This is a genomic window from Streptomyces sp. NPDC002206 (assembly GCF_053593595.1).
Map to the genome: position 1 here is coordinate 1 of NZ_JBSFCW010000035.1, position 18,827 is coordinate 18,827.

The following is an 18,827-nucleotide window of genomic DNA, read 5'->3' on the forward strand; positions in this document are numbered from 1 at the left end:
GCCCGCCCTGCCCCGCCCCCACCCCACCACTCGCTACGCCGCCGGGCAGGACGGGTATGGATCCAGTGCCAGTGGCACCGTCCGGGTGGCGCCCGCCTGCAGGGTGACGTCCGCTCTGCTCGGTTGCCAGTCGTCCTTGGAGACGATGACGGTCAGCGGGCCCTCGTGCTCGCCGATCCAGAGCGCGTACGTGCCGTCCTTCGCCGTCCTGATGACCCGGTGCACGCCCTTGGCGGTGAGCGTGACCGAGGCCTTCTCCAGCGGGTTGGCGCCGCCAGGTGCGCAGGCGGCGGTGGTGATGGTGCCAGCGATCTTGCCCCACTGCGGCGGTGCCTTGACGGTGAGGGTCACCTTCACCGGGTCGACGTGGTCGCCGTGATCGGTGCCGAGGCGGAGGGCGGCGGTGTAGGTGCCGGGCTGGGAGAAGCCCGAGGTGTCCATCTTGACCGTGACGGTGTGGGTCGCGCCGGGCTGTACCGTGAACGCCTCGTCGTCGGTGGTCAGCCAGTCCACCCCGTCGCCGCAGGCCTCGTAGCCCGGGAGCTTCTCAGCATTCGCCACGATGCCTGCGAGACCACCGGTCGTGCCTCCGATGCGGTACAAGCCGCAGGCGCTGCCACCTCGGAAGGCGATGTGGTTGGCGTTGGGCAGCGCGCTCCAGCTGTCGGCCTGGGGGTCGTACTGGTAGCCGGCGTTGGTGTACGAATCCTGGCCGTTGGAGCCGCCGGAGACCAGCAACTGGCCGTTGGCGGCGCTGGAGGCAGCCCCGAACAGGCCCTCCGGCATCGGGGCCAGCTTGGTCCAGCTGTCGGTGGCCGGGTCGTAGGCGTACGTGTTCTTGATGGGTACGGCGACGCCGTTCTGGTCGACCTCTCCGCCCGCGCAGTACAGCCGCCCGCCGAGCGTGCCGCACGACGGCCAGGCCACAAGCTCCGGGTACTCCGCCTTCTTCGACCATTCGTCGGTGACCGGGTTGTAGGCAAGGACGGCGGGCGAACCGCAGGCCAGGGTGCACCCGCCCACGGTGTACAGCTGTCCGTCGAGGACGGCAGCGCCCTGCCCGCCGAGCGGTGTCGGGCTCGCGGCCTTGGTGGCCCAGCTGTCGGTGGCCGGGTCGTAGACCTCGGTCGCGGCGACGTTGAGGACGTCGCCAGGGGCGCCCCAGCCGCCGGTAACGTACAGCTTGCCGTCGATGAACGCCCCGGCCGGCTTCTCGCGCGGCTGGGACAGGGGTGCGACGGTGCTCCAGGTGCCCGCGACCGGGTCGTAGACCCGGGCCGTGGCGATCACTTTGCGGTCGGAAATGCCGGCGACCGAGTACACCTTTCCGCCGGGCCCGGTGGCGGCCAGGTTGTCCATGACCGGCGCGGGGTGATCGGTGATGTCCTGCCATGGTGCCTCGGCAGGGCTTGCCTCCTGGGGGGCGGCCTTGGCCTGCCCGTCTCCACCGGTGGCGAGCCGGTGCGGGTCGGGTGTGCCTGCGATCTCCCGGCGTGGCGCGCCGGTGTCCTTCAGACCCTGGATGGTGAAACCGCCGCCGGACTCTGCGAGCGTCATCGTGCGGGCATCCGTGCCGTGATTGGTGACCGTGAAGGTCTCCTGGGTGCTGCCGCCGAGTTCTGCGCCGGCGGTCAGGGCGTTGGTACTGACGGTGATGTCGGGTCCGTCTGCGCCGGCCGCTGAGCCGGTGAGCAGTCCGGCGGTGAGGGCGACAACGGCTATGGCGGTGCCGAGTAGGGGTCTGCGGCCCATGAGGGTCACCCGGATCCCTTCCGAAGGTGTCGTGGGTGCGGTGGTGGGTCGTGGTCTCAGTCGTTGCGTCATCGGGCCGCGCACCCGCCCGCCGACTTCAGGGTGAGCGTGGGGCTCTGCGTGTCGCCCTGCTTGAGCGTGATGCGTTCGCTCGCCGAGCTCCAGCCGTCCTTGGCGGCGATGACGGTCACCTCGTGGCCGCCGCCGTTGACCGGCAGCCAGACCGAGGCCTGTCCGTCGGCGTCCGACCTGCGGGCCAGGGTGGTCTGTCCGTCGACCTTCACGAAGGCACCCTGGATCTGCTCCGATGTCCCGTCGCACTGTTCGACCTTGACGGTCACGGCCACCTTGGCCCAGGTGGGCGGCGGGGTGACCCGCAGCGTCATGGGGACGGCCGGGGTGGCGTACGGGGAGTCGGTGTGCAGGTTGAGGGCTCCGTCGTAGGTGCCGGGCTGCTCCATGGCCTTGCTGTCCAGAGCGACGGTGAGCGTGGTGCGCTCGCCGGGAGCGAGGGTGATCCGCGTCCGGTCGGGCGAGGCCCACGAGACACTTCCGGTGTCGCAGTCCTGTCCCTGCAGGCTCTGCACTCGTGCGTTGCCGTTCATGACGCCGGACAGGCCGCCCACGAGGGTCCCGCAGGCCGAGCCGGCGCGATAAGTCGGGTACTTCATGTTCGGCAGCGCCGACCAGGTGTTCTTCTTGGGGTCGTAGGCCGAGCCCGCATTGGTGATGGTCCCGGTACCAACTGCGCCGCGGACGCCGCCGGCGACCAGCAGCTTGCCCCCACTGGTGCTGTAGGCGGAGGACCAGGAGCCGTTGGGCATCTTCGCGATCGGCGACCAGTGGTCGTAGACCGGATCGTAGACGTAGGCGTCGGACACGACGCCGACCTTGTTCATGCCGCCCGCGCAGTAGAGCTTGCCGTCGATGCCGCCGCAGGCTGAAAAAGCCGCCCCCACGGGGTAGTCGGCCGCCCTTGTCCAGCGGTCCTTGACCGGGTCGTAGACGTGGACATCGGTCTGGTTGCAGGTGCCGACGAGGGTGTTGTCGGGCTGGGCGCAGCCGCCGACCAAGTGCAGCTTGCCGTTGAGGACTGCGCTTCCCGAGCCGGTGAGTCCACGGGGGTGGCTGGCGGCGGTGGTCCAGGTGTCGGTCTTCGGGTCGTACACCTCGGTGAGGGTCGCCAGCGACTGGGAAGCGCTCCAGCCGCCGGTCACGTACAGCTTGCCGTCGATGAACGCCGCCATCGCAGCGACCCGTGCGATGCGCGGTCGGGCGATGGGCGACCAGCTCTGGGCAATGGGGTCGTAGACGTAGGAAGCGCTGACGGTCTTCCTGTCGCTGTAGCCGAAGATACCGTTCGGGAAGGTGGTTTCGTAGCCGCCGATGCTGTAGATCTTGCCGTCGTCCACGGCGACAGCCGAGTCCGAGATTCCGGCCGGGTACGAAGTGTGGGTCCGCCAGTCGCCGCCTTCATCGTCGCCGGCGGTTCCTGCCTGGGTGCCGGTTGCGGTGCCGGTGTCGATACTGGACAGCGGGCTGCTGTCGGGAGTGAGGAAGCCCGTGCTGGTCTTGACCTTGACCGACACCTCTGGGTTGGGCTTGCTCCGCTCCGCCGACCTGGTGGCCGCAGCGTCGCCGCCCGCGCCGGTCTCGACGGTGAGCGGGGCCTTGCCGGTGTTGGTCAAGGTGAGCTTCTTCATGGCGCGCTCACCGAAGGGAACCGTGCCGGACAGGGCGTCCTGTTCGACCTTCAGGCGGCCGGCGTCGAGGGTGAAGTCGGCTCCGGTCACGGCGTTCTCGCGGACTGTGACGGACTTCTTCTCGGTGGTGAAATTCTCATGGGTGGCGGCCAGTTCGTGCTCTCCGGCAGGGGAGAACAGGACGTACAGGCCGTCGCCGGTCGCCGGGTCGTCCGGCGTCGTCGCCGAGCGGGCCGACTCCTTGGACGGGGTGGAGACGGTGGCCGCCGCCAGGCCCGTGTCGGTGTTGCGGTCGCTCACCTGGCCGACGACGAGGCCGCCGTCGAGGGCCCGGCAGGTCGCGTCGCCGATCAGGACGTCGTCTATCTCCCACCACCCTTCGTTGCTTGGCGCGTTGTAGTGGAAGCGGACCTTGACCTGGGACTTGTCTGCGGCCTGCGGGAGCGGCAGTTTGAGCGATTCCTGTGCGAGTGCGAGGCCGCGTGTCCAGACGCCGGCCCAGGTCGCGCCGTTGTCGGTGGACACGTCGATGCTGATGGTGGACTGGTTCGGGGGGTTGAGGCCCGCATTCGCTCGATAGAGGCTCTCCAGCGACAACTTCGGGTCGCTGACGCCGGTCAGGTCCACGGTGGGGCTGATCAGCTCGGAGTCACGCGGTTTGAAGTTGTTCATCCGGCTGCTGACGGAGGCGAAGCCGCCTCGGCCCTTGAGGGTGCGGTTGCCCAGCGGCGTGGGGTCGTCGAACGCCCAGCCGCTCAGCTCGGAGTGGGTGACGACACTCCACCCGGCGGGCTTGTTCCCGGAGTCGAAGGTTTCGTGCAGGCCCTTCACCCCATAGCCGGGTGCCTCGCAGCGATCGGGCGTGATGGCGAGGGACACGTCCTGGGCTCCGTCGCCGGTGAACGGCACCTGGACGGACTTGTCCTGGTAGCCGGTCGAGACGGCCTCGACGTGCAGGGTGTGCTCCGCGGTCTGCGGCAGCGTCACCTGGTACTCGCCGGTCTTGGGGTCGGTGAACCACGGGCCGGCCTGCGTCACACCTTCCGCCGTGATCTTGGCGTAGAGCGGCCAGCCGTGACCCGATCCGTCGGTGACTTTGCCGTGGACGGTCGCCTTGGGCGCCGCCTTCAGGGTGATGTTCGCGGTGACCGTGTTGTCGGCGGTGACGGTGGCGGTGCTCTCGGTGTCGGTGTAGCCGAAGGCGGCCACGGCGAACTTGTACTCGCCTGCCGTCAGCCGCAGCTCGTACGAACCGTCGCTGCCGCTCACCAGCTGGCGGTCGAGGGCGCCGGTGACGTGGATGCTCGCGCCGGCGACGGGCTTGCCGCTCTCGTCGGTGATCTTGCCGGTGACCGTTCCGGTGCCCTCGCGGGGCGCGGCGTCCACCAGCCCGAGGGCGTCCAGCTTGCCCTCACCCCACACGTTGTTGTCCGCCGCGGTGCCACCGCAGCTGGTGTCGTCGACGTCGACAGCCGTGCGGTCCAGCAGGGCCCGGGTCGCAGGAATGTCATGGGCCAGGCGCGGCGAGGCCGACCAGAGCAGGGCGACGGCGCCCGCGGTGTGCGGCGCGGCCATCGACGTACCGCTCATGCTGGCGTACGTGCTGCCGGGCACCGCGGACAGGATGCTCACGCCCGGGGCGGCAATGTTCGGCTTGATCTCACCGTTCTCGCCCTGGCCTCGCGAGGAGAACGAGGCGATGTTCCCGTTGCGGTCGAAGGCGCCGGCGGCGTAGGTGGAGGTGTAGTCGCCGGGGCTGCCCGCGGTGTTGCAGCCGGGCCCGTTGTTGCCGTTGGCGAAGACCGGGAAGATCCCGGCAGCGGTCCAGGCGTTGACCATGTCCTGGTAGAACGGCTCGACGGCGATGCCGTTGTCGAGCCCCCAGGAGTTGTTGATGATGTCGGGACGCAGCTCCGGCCGGGGGTTGTTGCCGTTCAGGTCGGTCGGCGCGAGCATCCACTGACCTGAGGCGAGCAGCGCGAAACCGGTACAGCTTTGGCTTGTTGCGCAGCCCTTGGCGGAGATCCACTTGGCGCCGGGGGCGACTCCGATATCGCTCGTCGTGCCCTTGCCACCGGTCATCGTGCCGATGGTGTGCGTGCCGTGCCCGGAGTTGTCGCAAGGCTCGAGCGAGGGGGTGCCGCACGTGTTGGTCGGGTCGTACCAGTTGTAGTTGTGGTCGTACGTCCCGTCCGCACGGGTGCCCCGGTAGGAGGCCTTGAGGGCCGGGTGGTCGAACTGGGCGCCGGAGTCGATGGAGCCGATGACCACGCCCTCACCGCGCGCCCCGAAGTCCTTCCACACGCGGTCGGCGCCGATGGCCTTCAGGCCCCACTCGACCGGGGTGTCGACGGCAGCGGAATTCACGGCCGCGACCTTGGCGGCCTTGATCGGCTCCGGCAGCTTGTAGACCCGGTCGCCCTGGAGGCGGCTGACCTCGGCCCCCTTGGCGAGGTCCTCGGCCAGCTTCAGCGAACCCCCGGTCACATAGACGGTGTTGGAGGCCCAGAAGGCGCGGTAGTCGGCGCCCGCGGCCTTCACCTTGGCGATCACGTCCGCCTGCTGGGCATGGGCGGTCTCGCGCAGAGTCTTCAGCACGGCCTTGCCGCGTCGGTCCCTGCGCTTGATGGCCGAAGCCTTGCCTAGGTCGGCCTTCACGCCGAACCGCACCCAGAACGGTGTGCCGTGATCCTTCTTCAAGTCGGCCACCAGGCCGACATCGATCTTCTGGTCCGCTCTCGCAGGATCACTTCCCAGCGGGCCGAGAACGAGGCCTGCCAGGAGTGCAACGAGGAGGGATAGGACCAGAGTTGTTCTTCTTCGATCCAGGGCGCGGATTCTTTGCATCGAGACGTCGACTCCTGTAGCAACAAACGTAATTGCGTACCCGACCGGGCAGCGAGCTACGACGTTCCCAGTGAGTATGTGTGACCAGCAACGCTCACGGGGTGGCGGTCTTACGACATAGCGCAAACCCGCCCCGCTCGGGCGGGCTCACGATGCCGGGGATCCACCACGATTCCCGATGTGCTGGGACTGACGGACGACGCCCAACCGTGCTGGAGCTCGGCGTTCGGGGTGCCGCGTGCGGTGCTCCAGCTGCGCCCGGACCCTGCCCAGCGACCAAGGCTGGAGAGGATCCGGGACGACCTCACCGTCCGCATCGCCGGAGCTGAGCCGGAGGGCCGGCTGGGAGAAATCGAGGGCCTGCGCATCAGCCTCGCCGTCAATGCGGCGGCTATACGACATGACGTAAAGTCGTCAAATACGGACTGTTGCGCCCTGGCGGGGGTCCGTCATGATCTCGATGTGCTGGGACTGACAGATGACGAATTGACTGCCTACCGCGAGCTGCTGCGTCGCCCCTCCTGTACTTCGACGGAGCTGGCGGCATCGCTGGATGTCGCGCCCGGGCAGGCAGCAGGGCTGCTCGGCCGCCTGGAACACCTCGGCCTGGCCGCGCACAGCGGCGAGTGCTCGGAGCGGCTGACGGCCTCCCCGCCCGAACTGGCTCTGGGCGCCCTGCTGGTGGAACACCAGAACGCGCTCAAGCTGGCAGAGGTCGAGCTGAACTCCCTGGGAGAGCTCTACCGCACAGGCGTCACCCATCGCGCCCCGGCCGAGGTGATCGAAGTCGTGCGGGGCACGGCGGCCGTCCGGCAGCGCTTCACCCAGCTGCAGCTCGGCGCCCGCAGCGACGTGCGCTGCATGGTTCAGGGCCCGTTGCTGACGGTCGGCATCACCGAGAACGACGTCGAACCGGTCGTCGCTGCCCGTGGCGTGTCCTACCGGATAGTGTGGGAGCGGCGGATGCTGGACGAAGGTCCGGAGATGCTGGATGCGCTGGACCGCGCCACCGCCGCCGGCGAGCAGCTGCGTATCGTCGACGCCGTCCCGCTGAAGCTGCTGATAGCCGACCGCGAACTGGCTCTCGTCCCCATCGCTGGCAGCACGAGCGGATCAGCTGCCGAGGGCGCCCTGCTGGTGCGGCCCAGCGCGCTGCTGGACGCGCTGCTCGCCCTGTTCGACCTGTTCTGGGAGCGGGCCTCACCCGTCACCGTCACCGCCGAAGGGCTGACCAAGGAGTCGGCCCGCGGCAACGTAGACGATGTGGACGGCCGGATCCTGGGCCTGCTCGCCGCCGGCCTCAACGACCAGGCGGTCGCAAGCCGACTCGACCTGTCGTTGCGCACAGTACAGCGGCGTATGCGCGGCCTGATGGACCTCACAGGAGCCAGAACCCGCCTCCAGTTCGGGATACAGATGGCGCAGCTCGCAGGCAGCTCAAATCCGCCCGAGCCGGACGCTCGTCACCTGGATGAGGCGAATCCGCCAACCTCATTCGGGTAACGGGCTCACGCCGAACCGGTAGCCTGAGACGGTCGGCGATGCCTGGCTGGCCACCGTTCGGCGTGCCGAGCCCGGTGGGCCCGTCATACCCGGCGACCGCGGTGCACAGGTATGCCGGGGTGCAGCTGCCGTTGGCCCCTGTGGGGCTCGGAAAGTCGTCGCTGCAGGCCAAGCCGCATAGCGGTACTCGTTAATGGCGCCGCCGAGGGTCGATGCCCGCCGCGTGGAGGATCTTCCCTACCATGGATGCGGCGATGGGGTGTCCGAGTCGAGCCGGCTCGCCTTGGATCCACCGGTGCCCCCACTGTGCGTTCTCTCGAGCGAACTGCAGGATCAGCTTCTTGAGCGCTGCCCTGATCAGCGGCCGTCCGGTGCGGGCGCGCCGAGCGCCGTAGTCCCACCTCGCCGCGATGAACCTGCGATGCCAGGCCAACAGGGCCCCGGGAGCAACCGCGAAGACCTCGTGCCAGCGGCAACGGGGCATCAGGCTGGAGAGCACAGCCAACCAAAACCGGTCCGCCGGCTCGTAACGGACCGGACCGGCGAGCTGACGGCACAGCACCGCACTCTCATGCCGCAGGACGAGCAACTCGGCTTCCTTACGACTCCTAACAAAAGGAGGATTCTGGACCTCCGGAAATGACGGCATGTCAGTTCTCGTTGATGCTGGCCGAAGGGGGTGCGAGCCAGTCGAGACGAGGAAGACCGCTGCCAGACCGTGGGAGATCGACGACGAGTTGTGGGCGCGGATCGAGCCGCTGCTGCCGGTCGTCCCGCGTAATGCGCGGCGTCCAGTCGTAAGCGTCTGGATAGTCGCAAGGTGCTGTGCGGGATCCTGTTCGTGCTGTACACCGGGATCCGCTGGAAGTTTCTGCCCCAGGAGCTGGGCTTCGGCTCGGGGATGACCTGCTGGCGACGGCTGCGGGACTGGAACGAGGCCGGGGTATGGCAGCGCCTGCACGAGCTGCTGCTGTCCGAGCTGCGGGCCGCAGACCTGCTGGACTTCTCCCGCGCAGCGGTCGACTCCAGCCACATCCGCGCGATGAAGGGCGGGCCGGCCACCGGTCCGTCCCCGGTGGACCGGGCAAGGCCGACAGCAAGCACCACCTGATCGTCGAGGCGCACGGCATCCCGCTCGCGGCAATCACCACCGGCGGCAACCGCAACGACGTCACCCAACTGATCCCGCTGATCCAGGCCGTCCCGCCGATCCGCGGCAAGCGCGGCCAGCCACTGCGCCGCCCCGGGTATCTGTACGCCGACCGCGGCTATGACCACGAGGTCTACCGGGACAAGGTCCGCCGGTTCCAGATCACCCCGCACCTCACCCGGCGCGGCACCGGGCACGGCTCCGGCCTCGGCGTGTACCGCTGGGTCGTGGAAGGAGCGATCGCGCTGCTGCACTGGTTCCGCCGCCTGCGCATCCGCTGGGAGATCCGCGACGACATCCACCACGCGTTCGTCACCCTCGGCTGCGCCGTCATCTGCTGGCGACGACTGCGCACCGCACTTTGTCGAGAGTAAGGGGATGGCCTGCTCGATGCGTCAGAACGCATTCGTAGCAGCCGGGCCCGCGCAGCCTCACATCCGGGATCTCAGCACGTCGACCTCACAGCCCGGCGCAAACGGGTCGAAGCCGTGCTCGATCAGCCAGCGAACCACCAGCAGGCTTCGCAACGACCACCACGCGTGGATCAGGTCGAGGTCGATGTCGGTGCCATAGCCGGCGACGACGTCGTCGAGGTGCTCCTCGTGTCCGAGCGTGAAGGTGGCGAGGTCGTACAGGGCATCACCCTGGCCCGCCTCGGACCAGTCGATGATGCCCGTGACCTCGTCGCCGTCGACGAAGACGTGCGCGATCTGCAGGTCGCCGTGCGTGAACGCCGGAGTCCACGGCCGGAGCGCGGCCTCGGCGACCTGGCGGTTGTGGGTGACCAGGTCAGCGGGCAGGAGGCCGTTCGTCACGAGCAACTCGCACTCGTCGTCGAGTTCCGCCGCCAGCGCGACGATGCTCCGGCCGGCCCGGCCGGGCCGGGGCGGCAGCGGCGCGTCGTGCAGCTTCCGGATGGCGGCGCCCGCCGCGGCCCACGCCGCCGACGACCCGGTCGACGGCCCGCCGAGGCGCCCAAGCGTCGTCCCCGGGAGTGCGGCGATCGCGAGCACGGGCGGCTTGCGCCACAGGACCTCCGGGGTCGGGACCGGCGCGAGGGACATCGCATCGACCTCGACGTCGATGCGCGCCTGATCGGCGTCCACCTTCAGGAACACGTCGCCGACGCGCAGGGTCGCGCGCTCGGAATGGGCGACAACGACTTTGACCTCATCCATGGGCGACCAGTATCCCGGAGATGATCGCCGACGTCGCCGGGTTTATCGCGTGCGATTACGCGGCTGACTGCCTCCCGATACCCGGCGGCCTCGTGCGCGACACCGATTTCTGACCAGGTCAAGTCCACCACTTTTGTTAGGAGTCCTTAATCGGTGTCGCGGCGCAGCAGCAGCCCGGGGACGGACAGCAGCCTGCGGGCCACCTTGTACAGCATCGAGATGATCACGCCGACATGGTCCCAGCCGAGAACGCTCTACCGTCCCGACCTGCGGCGATGACTCTACGAGCCCCGCACGTCACACCCCGCCGGACGACCGCCGCCGACAGCGTGTCCTGGAGGTCCTCGACACCGACCCGGACCGCCACTGGCACCCGTGTGACCTCGCCCGCCACCTCGGCGACGTCACCCTGGGCACCATGCGCCGACAACTCGACCGATGGGCCAGCAACGGACTCATCCACAAAGCCGGACCCGCCGCCTACACCAGCCAAGGCACCACATAAACCCCTTGCCACCAGCGCGAATCCGATAACTACCCGGCCTTGGCTCTGTCGGTGATCTTGGTGTTTCCCAGTGCGCGAGCGTGATCGGCGGGCATGCGCAGTGCTGTTTCGAAGGCCGATACAGCTGCCGAGGTGTCCGTTGTCGCTCCATCCCCGCTCCGGTGAGCAAGTCCCGCCTCTGACCGCGCAGATCGCACGGGCAAGCAATCCGACCGGTACGACGGCGATGTGGGTCAGAGACCGGCTGGACGGGTTGTGGTGCGACGAGGACTTCGCCGGCTGGTATCCGCGCGACGGGCGTCCCGGGCTCTCGCCTGCCCAACTGGCCACCGTTTGTGTGCTGCAGTTCCTGCTTGGTCTGTCGGACCGGCAGGCAGCGGAAGCGGTCCGCTGCCGCATCGATTTCAAGTACGCCATGGCCATGGAGCTGGACGATCCCGGCTTCCACCACAGCGTGCTGGCCGACTTCCGCGAGCGCGTCGCGCACGACGACCGCGCCGACCGGCTCTTGGATCTGGTGCTCGCCCGTCTGAAGGAGGCCGGCCTCGTGGGCGAGCGCACCACGCAGCGCACCGACTCCACCCACGTCCTGGCCGCGGTGCGCGACCTGACCCGGCTGGAACTGGTCACCAAGGCGGTCCGTGCCGCGCTTGAAGAAGTGGCCCGCACGGCTGGGCATCTGCTGATCGGCCTGGTCGACGAGGACTGGGGGCGCCGCTATGACCGCCCGGTCCGCCTGGGCAAGAACCCCACCCGGCCCAAGACCAGGATCCTCGCCGCCGGCAACGACGCCTGCCGACTGCTGGAGCGACTCCACCGGGACGGGTCCGCCTACCGGCCCGGCCCACAAGCCGAGGCCCTACGGCAGATCGTGGTGCAGCACTACTACCGCGACACGGCAGGCCCTCTGAGCTGGCGCACCACCGACGACGACGGGCTACCGCCCTCCTCCTCGGCGATCGTCTCTCCCTACGACATCACTGCGCGCTACGTGCGGCACGGACACATCATCCGCTGGAAGGGCTTCGCCGCCCATCTCACCGAGACGTGTGCCTCTGACAGCGTCAACGTGATCACGGACGTGGCCACCACGTCGGCCGCCACCAACGACGGCCAGGCCCTGCCCGGCATCCACACCCGCCTGGCGCGTCGCGGGCTGCTGCCCGCCGAGCACCTGGTCGACGGCGGCTACACCTCCCTGGTCCACCTGGAACGAGCCGACCGCGAACACCAGGTCACCGTCACCGGGCCGCTACCGGGCAACCCCACCCGCCAGCACCGCCAGAACGAAGGCTTCGACCGGGACGACTTCCACATCGACTTCGACCGCCGACAAGTCACCTGCCCCCAGGGCCAGGTCAGCGCGGGCTGGCACGGCCCCTACCCGACCTCCTCGCCCACTGCGGCGCCCCTGATCGTGGCACGGTTCACCAAGAGCCAGTGCCAGCCCTGTCCGGACCGCCCCCGGTGCACCAGCTCCCGCGAGAGCGCCCGCAACGTGGGCTTTCCCCCGCGAGAACTCCGCGACCTGCAAGTCCGCGTCCGCACCGAGCAGCAGAGGCCCGAATGGAAGACCCGCTACGCAGTCCGCTCCGGCGTGGAGGGCACCATCAACGAGTTTGCCCACGGACACGGCATGCGCCGCTGCCGCTACCGAGGACAGCCGAAAGCCCACCTGCAACACGTACTCACAGCCATTGCCGTGAACATCGAACGACTCAGCACTCGGTCACTGACCCAGGAAACCCCTTCACCGAGACCGCCGACCGCCCTCCAGACCTTCCTGGACCAGCAGGGAATTCCCCGATCGAAGTCCTGGCGCACCCTCGGCACCTAACCTCGACCACTCAAGATCACCGACAGAGTCAAGCTGAGGCCATGCTCGCGACGCTGATGGTGATCGCCGGGTCCGCGGGGGCTCTTCGCCCGAGAGAACCTGCCGCGGCAACTCGGCCTGAGGCGGCGTCGAGTATGTGTCGGTCGAGCCTCTGGTGGCTCGCTGAGCGTGAGATCCGTGGCGGATCCTCGCCCTGGCGACTAGTTGCCACTTCGAGGGGTCGACCGCACGGGTTGGGGCCCAGGATGCTGATGCTCCGCTCCTCCTTTCGCCCAGTGAGGAATCTGCATGCTCCGGACTTTCGGCAGGGCCGCGATAGGGTTCGCCGTCGCTCTCCCGCTTGTGCTTCTGCCCCCGACCGCGGCCGCGGAACCGAGTCCGGACAAGCCCGTCAACGAGGCCGGCGTCATTCTCAGGCCGAGAACGGACACGGTCACGCTGATCACCGGCAACCAGGCGATTCTCCGTACCGGCCCGGACGGTTCCCGAACCGCCACCCTTGAGCGTGACGGACGGCCCACGTCCGGATACCTAACCCGGCAGGTCAAAGACGAGCTGTATGTCATCCCGACCGAGGCTGCTCAGCTGCTCGCCGAAGGAGCCATCGACGAGGAGCTGTTCAACGTCACGAGCCTGGTGGACCAGGGCTATGACGACGCCACCACCGACACGATCCCGCTGTTGGCCGTGTCGGCCGGGCGCAACGCAGCCGGGCGGCCCCCGGCGACGGTCCCGGCCGCCGCGGATCGTGGCCGCGCACTCCCCTCGGCGTCGGCGGTGGCACTGAGCGCTCCGAAGGCGAAGGCCGCGGACGTGTGGCGTGACCTGACCGTGCAAGCCGACGCACCCGGTCCCGCGGCGGCGAAGATCTGGCTGGACCGCAAGGTCACCGCTTCCCTGGACAAGTCGGTGCCGGCCATCGGTGCCCCCGCCGCTTGGGCACAAGGGTACGACGGCGAGGGCACCACGGTCGCGGTCCTCGACACCGGCTACGACGCCGGTCACTTGGACCTCACGGGCAAGGTGGTGGCCTCCAAGAACTTCACCACCTCGTCCACGATCGACGACCGCAACGGCCACGGCACCCACGTGGCGTCGACGGTCGCGGGCTCGGGCGCCTCATCCGGCGGCCGCTTCAAGGGCGTTGCGCCCGCCACCGAACTCATGGTCGGCAAGGTTCTCGGCGACACCGGTTCGGGCCAGCTGTCGTGGATCATCTCCGGGATGCAGTGGGCGGTCGCGCAGGGCGCCGACGTCGTGAACATGAGTTTGGGCTCCCCGACGACCGACTGCACGGACCCGCTCGCCGTCGCCGCCGAGCAACTCGCCTCCACCTCCGACACGTTGTTCGTGGTGGCGGCAGGCAACAGCGGCCGGCGCGCCAGCGTGGACTCGCCCGGCTGCGCACCGAGTGTGCTGACGGTCGGTGCCGTCGACAACGCAGGCGCGACGGCGTCGTTCTCGAGCCGTGGCCCGGTCGCCGGCGAGATGCGCAGCAAGCCCGACCTGGCCGCGCCGGGCGTCGCCATCACGGCCGCCAGGGCGGGCGGCCGCGGTGACGACGCGTACACGAGCCTGTCGGGTACATCGATGGCCACGCCGCACGTGGCAGGCGCTGCGGCGATTCTGGACGAGGCACACCCGGGCTGGACGCCGCAGCGGGTGAAGGCGGCGCTGGTCTCGGCAGCGAACCCCGACACCGAGTCGCGTGTTCAGGAGCAGGGTGCGGGGATGCTCGACGTCGCCCGCGCCGTAGTCCAGGACGTTTTGGGCCCCGGTCCGCTCGATCTGCCCGCGTCCACGTGGCCGCACGAGGGCGGCGAAAGCCGGACGAGGGACGTCACTTACACCAACACCGGCGCCCGACCGGTCACGCTCGACCTGTCGCTCGACGTCACCGGTGAGGACAACAAGCCGGCGCCCAGGGGCATGGTCACGCTCGGTGCGCAGAGCATCAAGGTGCCGGCGGGCGGCACCGCGTCGCTCCCCGTGACCGTCGACCCCAGCGTCCGGCTGCCGCTCGCGGCGTACGGCTCCTTCGGCGGCCGACTCGTCGCCCGCACGTCCGACGGCACGCAGCGGGTGGTCACCTCGATCGCATTCTGGGTCGAGCCGAAGACCGTCGACCTGACCATCCGTGCTGTCGACCGGCGCGGCGAAGCCGCCACGCTGGGCAGCAGCATCGAGGTGACCGGCCTGGACGAGGCGACGTTCCAGCAGTACTTCCCGGCCGGGAAGGCCGAGCGGACCATACGCGTGCGTGCAGGCCGGTACGCGATCGCCGCGCTCGTCCTCAGCGGCGAGCCGGGCACCACCAGTACCCAGGGTGTCGCGAAGTCGGTCGCGTTCCTCGGCGACCCCGAGATCGTCGTCGACGAGGACACCGTCCTGACGTACGACGCCCGCACCGCGACACGGATCCGCGTCGAGGCGGACCGGCCCACCGAGCACCAGGGCATCCGCGTCGACTATGCCCGATGGTGGGACAGGTGGCTGGTCACCGGCGGGTTCACGCTCGGCAAGTACGTCGACGACGTGTACGCCGCGCCGACCGGCAAGGCCCGGACCGGCGGCTTCGAGTTCTCCACCGCCTGGCGGATGTACGCACCCGAGCTCGCGGTCTCGGTCGAGGCCGACGGATCACCGGTCCCGGCTGAGTACCTGCCGCTCTCCCCCGCGCTGGACGACGCCGGCAAAAAACCCGCGGCAGACCTGGTCGACGCCGGTTCCGGGACGCCGGCCGAGCTCGCCACTGCAGGCGCCGCAGGACAGTTGGTGCTGGTGAACAGCACGACGACCACCGCTGCCCGCAGCGCGATCACCGCTGCCAAGAACGCCGGTGCCACGGGTGTGGTCCTCGCGCACGACGCACCGGGGCGGTGGGTCCCGCGACTGTCCGTCCCGGCCCTGCCGGTTCTCTCGGTGACGCCGGAGGTCGAGGAGCGGCTGCGCGAACGGCTTGCCGCGGGTGCCGTTCGCCTCGCCTGGGAGGGGACGCCGGCGGCGCGCAGCCCCTACGTCTACAACCTGTCCTACATCGCGGAGAACCGGATCAACGGCGACCGCCACCTGAAGGTCCACGATGACGAGCTGGCCCGGGTGCGGACCGACTGGTACACGCACGGGCAGGCGGCGCGCTACTACGACGTGATGTACACCCGTCTGCCGTCCGTAGCGAAGGCCGGGCTGGGGGCGAATCCGGTCGGCGAGGCGACGCCGCTCGATGCGCCCGTGACACGCACAGAGTTCTACACACCGGGACCCACCAGCTGGTGGCAGGGCGCCTACAGCGGGCTCATCGGCGAGCTCAGCCTGGACCGCCCGCGGGTGCACAGCATCGGTAGCGGCACAGAAACCTGGTACAAGCAGCCTGCCGCGCCCGCGCCGGGCTGGAATACGGGCGGAACGCGGGTCCCGGTCGCGATCCGGCAGGGAAACCAGCTGACCGCGTCGATCCCGCTGTGGGGAGACGCCGAGGCGGACCACTACGGAACAGCCGGTGGCATCGACGCCGCCCGGGTCGAGCTGTATCGCAACGGCGCGCTCCTGGGCCGGGGCAAGGGTGACGAACCCGGGTTCGCCTCGCTGTCGGTGCCGTCCGAGGACTCGGACTACCGGCTGCGGATACCGGTGCAACGTTCGCCCGGCCTGCACGAGAACTGGCGGATGTCCTTGGCCACGGACACCACGTGGCGGTTCCGGTCCGCACGGCCCGCCCAGGACGTCACAGCGCGGCTGCCGCTGCTGATGCCGCGGTACGACATGGACCTGAACCTGCGCAACCTCGCGCCGGCCTCCTCCCACCATCCGATCCGGCTGTCGGCCGCCGGCCAGCCCGGGTACGAAGCCGGCCGGCTCGTCGCGGCGCGGGCGTGGGTGTCCTACGGCAGCCCGATCCAGGCCAAGGAGATCACCGACTGGGCCGAGGTGTCCGTGATCGAGACGCCCGACGGATGGATGGCAGACGTGGACAATGCCCACGGCTCCGGCGCGTATGTCTCGCTGAAGATCGACCTCACCGACGAACACGGCAACGGGGTCGAACAGACGATCGTCCGGGCGTACGGCGTGGAGTGACGCAAGAGGACCCGACGCGGCCACGGGGCCACCGGCTGGGTTCCGGGCCTCCTTGTGAGTTCTCGACCTGCTGATCCCTGGCTTCGTAGTGTCCAACTGGTACTTCGCACCTGAAGTGAGAATGATCTTTGTCGCCCAGGAGTGGCCTGTGAGGTGCCCGCAGATGCAGAGGTACGGGGCCGCGAAGCGGTGCTCCGTATCCACTCGGGTCAGAGTGCATTCCTCCGACAGAGGTGTAGCAGCACAGGGCAGCGGCAAGGCCGAGAAAAGCCAGGTAGTTGCGGGGGTTGCGTTCGTAGCGGGGGCTGAGTCTGCGGTAGCCGGACAGCCACGAGATCGTGCGCTCGATTGTCGGCGTCGACGTCAGCGGGCGAATCCGCGGCCGGCAGCACCGTTGGTTCCGCCGCAGCACGACGGCATCCGGTACGGACGCGGAGTCCGTACTCCCGCGTCCTGTCGCAGACGCGGAAGCACAGCTCGCTCGGTCTCTCGATGTGGTGCCCTATCGCAGGTCGTCGACGTCCAATTCGGCGCCAGCCACCAGGGTGACCTCGCCCGCCGGGGCGGCGGCGTCCTCGACAGCGTGCGCGCCGGGTACCTGGGACGCGAGGACCGCGGCCCGGTCGGCGAGGCCCGGGGGATAGGTGACCGTGGTGCGGCCGGGGTGCGGCGCGTTGCCGGTGCCCGTGACGGTGAACCCGGCCTCGCGCAGTCTCTCGGCGACCGCGGCGGCCTTCCCCTCGGCGTCCGATCCGTTGAGGACACGCACGTGCACGGAGGACGCGTACAGCGGATCTTTCGCGTCCGCCTCCAGGCTCTTCTTGTCGATCTCCCTGTCCTTGGCCAGGGCGGTGAACACGGTGGCGGCCTGCGGGTACTGCCACACCACATTGGCCTTGTCCGTCGGGACGTCGGCTTCGCGCGGATAGCTGGGAACGGTGAGGAACGTCAACCGGTCCTCGGGAACGCCCTTCAGCTCGGACGCGAGGCCGGTGAGGGCTTTCGCACCGGCCAGTTCGTCGTCCGTGGTAAGGGACTTGGTGAGGGACTGCAGCAACTTGTAGAGAGCGACGGGGTCGGTGATCTTCGACTTGGCCTTCTCGGCCAACGCCGACATGAACTCCTGCTGGCGGCCGATGCGTCCGGTGTCGGAGCCGTCGCCCACGCTGTAGCGGGCACGCACGTAGCCGAGCGCCTTCTCGTCCCTGATCGTCTGGCAGCCGGCCTCCAGATCGAGGTGGGCCTTCTTGTCGTGGATGGCCTGCTCAGGGCAGACCTCTACGCCGCCCAGGGCGTTGACCATGCCCTTGAACCCCTGGAATTCGACCGACATGAAGTTGTCGATGCGCAGACCAGTATTGGCTTCGATCGTCTTGATCGTACAAGCGGCGGCGTCGGCCACCTCGCCGCCTGTGCCGCCGAGCGAGAACGCCTCGTTGATCTTGAAGTGATGGACATCGGAGGTCGTACCGTCGCCCTTGTCGCAGGCCGGTATTCGCACCCAGGAGTCGCGGGGTATGGACACGACCGCGGCCCACTTCCGGTTCGCGGGGATGTGCAGGACCATCAGCGTGTCGGAGTGCATGGTGCCCCCCTCCATGCCGCCGTACCGGGCGTTGGCCCCGGACCTGCTGTCGGAGCCCACGACCAGGATGTTCCGCGACCCGGGACTGAGGTTCTCCGGGCGGTCGTCGCCGAGCTTGCCGTCGAGGTGGGCGCCGTGGATGTTGCCGTCGAGGTCGTTGTAGATCCACGCACCGGCACCGCCGGCGCCGAGGACGCACACGGCGCCGATACCGGCGGTCCAGGCAACGATCCGGCCCCGCCGCGTCAGCCCGTCCGACTTCCCGCCCGCTCGTCTACGCGAGCGCCCGGCCGCCGGAGCACTCTTTCGTCTGCGTGTCCCACCCATGTGAATCGCCCCCCGCGCCCCGCCCCGACCACCCGGCGTGACCGGACACCAGACGCCCGATGTCGATCACCGGACTTTATACGATCGTTTCGAACGTGCAGCTGTTGGTGCAGCGAGGCTCCGGCTTAATTAGTGCGGCGCGGCTTGATTGATGTGGAGTCTTGAAAGCTGAGGTAGAGCTGCGTGACGGCCGACAGCGTGAGCCAGGTGTCGTGGTCGTCGAGGAACGATCGCCACGACTGCGTCGCGGTGAGGCTCCGCGCGTAGTGGTCCTTGAGCCGTTGGTGCGTGTCTTCCGGCATGGTCGGCCGCGGCACTGGTCGTTCGTTGGGGAAACGTGGGCTGAGGATCCGCTTGAGCAGC

7 protein-coding genes and 2 pseudogenes are annotated in these 18,827 nt (G+C 69.1%); 4 read left to right on the forward strand and 5 right to left on the reverse strand.

Going from position 1 to position 18,827, the window contains the following annotated elements; translation table 11 throughout:
- Positions 1 to 33: 33 nt before the first annotated feature.
- Complete coding sequence (locus tag ACWCP8_RS34770; RefSeq protein WP_451120268.1) at positions 34 to 1,752, reverse strand: kelch repeat-containing protein; 1,719 nt, start codon at positions 1,750 to 1,752, stop codon at positions 34 to 36.
- Positions 1,753 to 1,820: 68 nt separating this feature from the next.
- Positions 1,821 to 6,302, reverse strand: a complete 4,482-nt coding sequence (locus ACWCP8_RS34775; RefSeq protein ID WP_451120270.1) for a S8 family serine peptidase — start codon at positions 6,300 to 6,302, stop codon at positions 1,821 to 1,823.
- A 180-nt stretch (positions 6,303 to 6,482) separates the two neighbouring features.
- On the opposite strand from ACWCP8_RS34775, the gene ACWCP8_RS34780 reads away from it, so the two are divergent.
- Positions 6,483 to 7,805, forward strand: coding sequence for a hypothetical protein (locus tag ACWCP8_RS34780; RefSeq protein ID WP_451120272.1), 1,323 nt, complete (start codon positions 6,483 to 6,485; stop codon positions 7,803 to 7,805).
- A gap of 725 nt (positions 7,806 to 8,530) precedes the next feature.
- Positions 8,531 to 9,329, forward strand: a pseudogene (locus tag ACWCP8_RS34785) (IS5 family transposase).
- Between the two features lie 57 nt (positions 9,330 to 9,386).
- Here the strand turns inward: ACWCP8_RS34785 and ACWCP8_RS34790 are convergent.
- On the reverse strand, positions 9,387 to 10,133 hold the full coding sequence (locus ACWCP8_RS34790; RefSeq protein WP_352271487.1) for a phosphotransferase family protein: 747 nt from the start codon (positions 10,131 to 10,133) through the stop codon (positions 9,387 to 9,389).
- A 644-nt stretch (positions 10,134 to 10,777) separates the two neighbouring features.
- Between ACWCP8_RS34790 and ACWCP8_RS34795 the strand changes: the two genes are divergently transcribed.
- Positions 10,778 to 12,475 carry an IS1182 family transposase gene (locus ACWCP8_RS34795; protein WP_451120274.1) on the forward strand — a complete coding sequence of 566 codons (1,698 nt, stop codon included), beginning with the start codon at positions 10,778 to 10,780 and terminating at the stop codon, positions 12,473 to 12,475.
- 288 nt (positions 12,476 to 12,763) lie between these two features.
- Positions 12,764 to 16,552 (forward strand): S8 family serine peptidase, encoded by a 3,789-nt coding sequence (locus ACWCP8_RS34800; RefSeq protein WP_451120276.1) that lies wholly within the window; start codon positions 12,764 to 12,766, stop codon positions 16,550 to 16,552.
- A 235-nt stretch (positions 16,553 to 16,787) separates the two neighbouring features.
- Here ACWCP8_RS34800 and ACWCP8_RS34805 read toward each other — a convergent pair.
- Both ACWCP8_RS34805 and ACWCP8_RS34810 read right to left on the reverse strand, forming a co-directional pair.
- A pseudogene (locus tag ACWCP8_RS34805) lies at positions 16,788 to 16,901 on the reverse strand (IS5/IS1182 family transposase); the annotation flags it as partial.
- Between the two features lie 153 nt (positions 16,902 to 17,054).
- Positions 17,055 to 18,464, reverse strand: coding sequence for an LCP family protein (locus ACWCP8_RS34810; protein WP_451120278.1), 1,410 nt, complete (start codon positions 18,462 to 18,464; stop codon positions 17,055 to 17,057).
- Between the last annotated feature and the right edge of the window lie 363 nt (positions 18,465 to 18,827).

What these genes read in the sequence shown, in the direction of transcription:
- ACWCP8_RS34770 (WP_451120268.1), bottom strand. Translation starts at nt 1,752, where the DNA reads ATGGGCCGCAGACCCCTACTCGGCACCGCCATAGCCGTTGTCGCCCTC.
- ACWCP8_RS34775 (WP_451120270.1), bottom strand. Translation starts at nt 6,302, where the DNA reads ATGCAAAGAATCCGCGCCCTGGATCGAAGAAGAACAACTCTGGTCCTA.
- ACWCP8_RS34790 (WP_352271487.1), bottom strand. Translation starts at nt 10,133, where the DNA reads ATGGATGAGGTCAAAGTCGTTGTCGCCCATTCCGAGCGCGCGACCCTG.
- ACWCP8_RS34800 (WP_451120276.1), top strand. Translation starts at nt 12,764, where the DNA reads ATGCTCCGGACTTTCGGCAGGGCCGCGATAGGGTTCGCCGTCGCTCTC.
- ACWCP8_RS34810 (WP_451120278.1), bottom strand. Translation starts at nt 18,464, where the DNA reads ATGGGTGGGACACGCAGACGAAAGAGTGCTCCGGCGGCCGGGCGCTCG.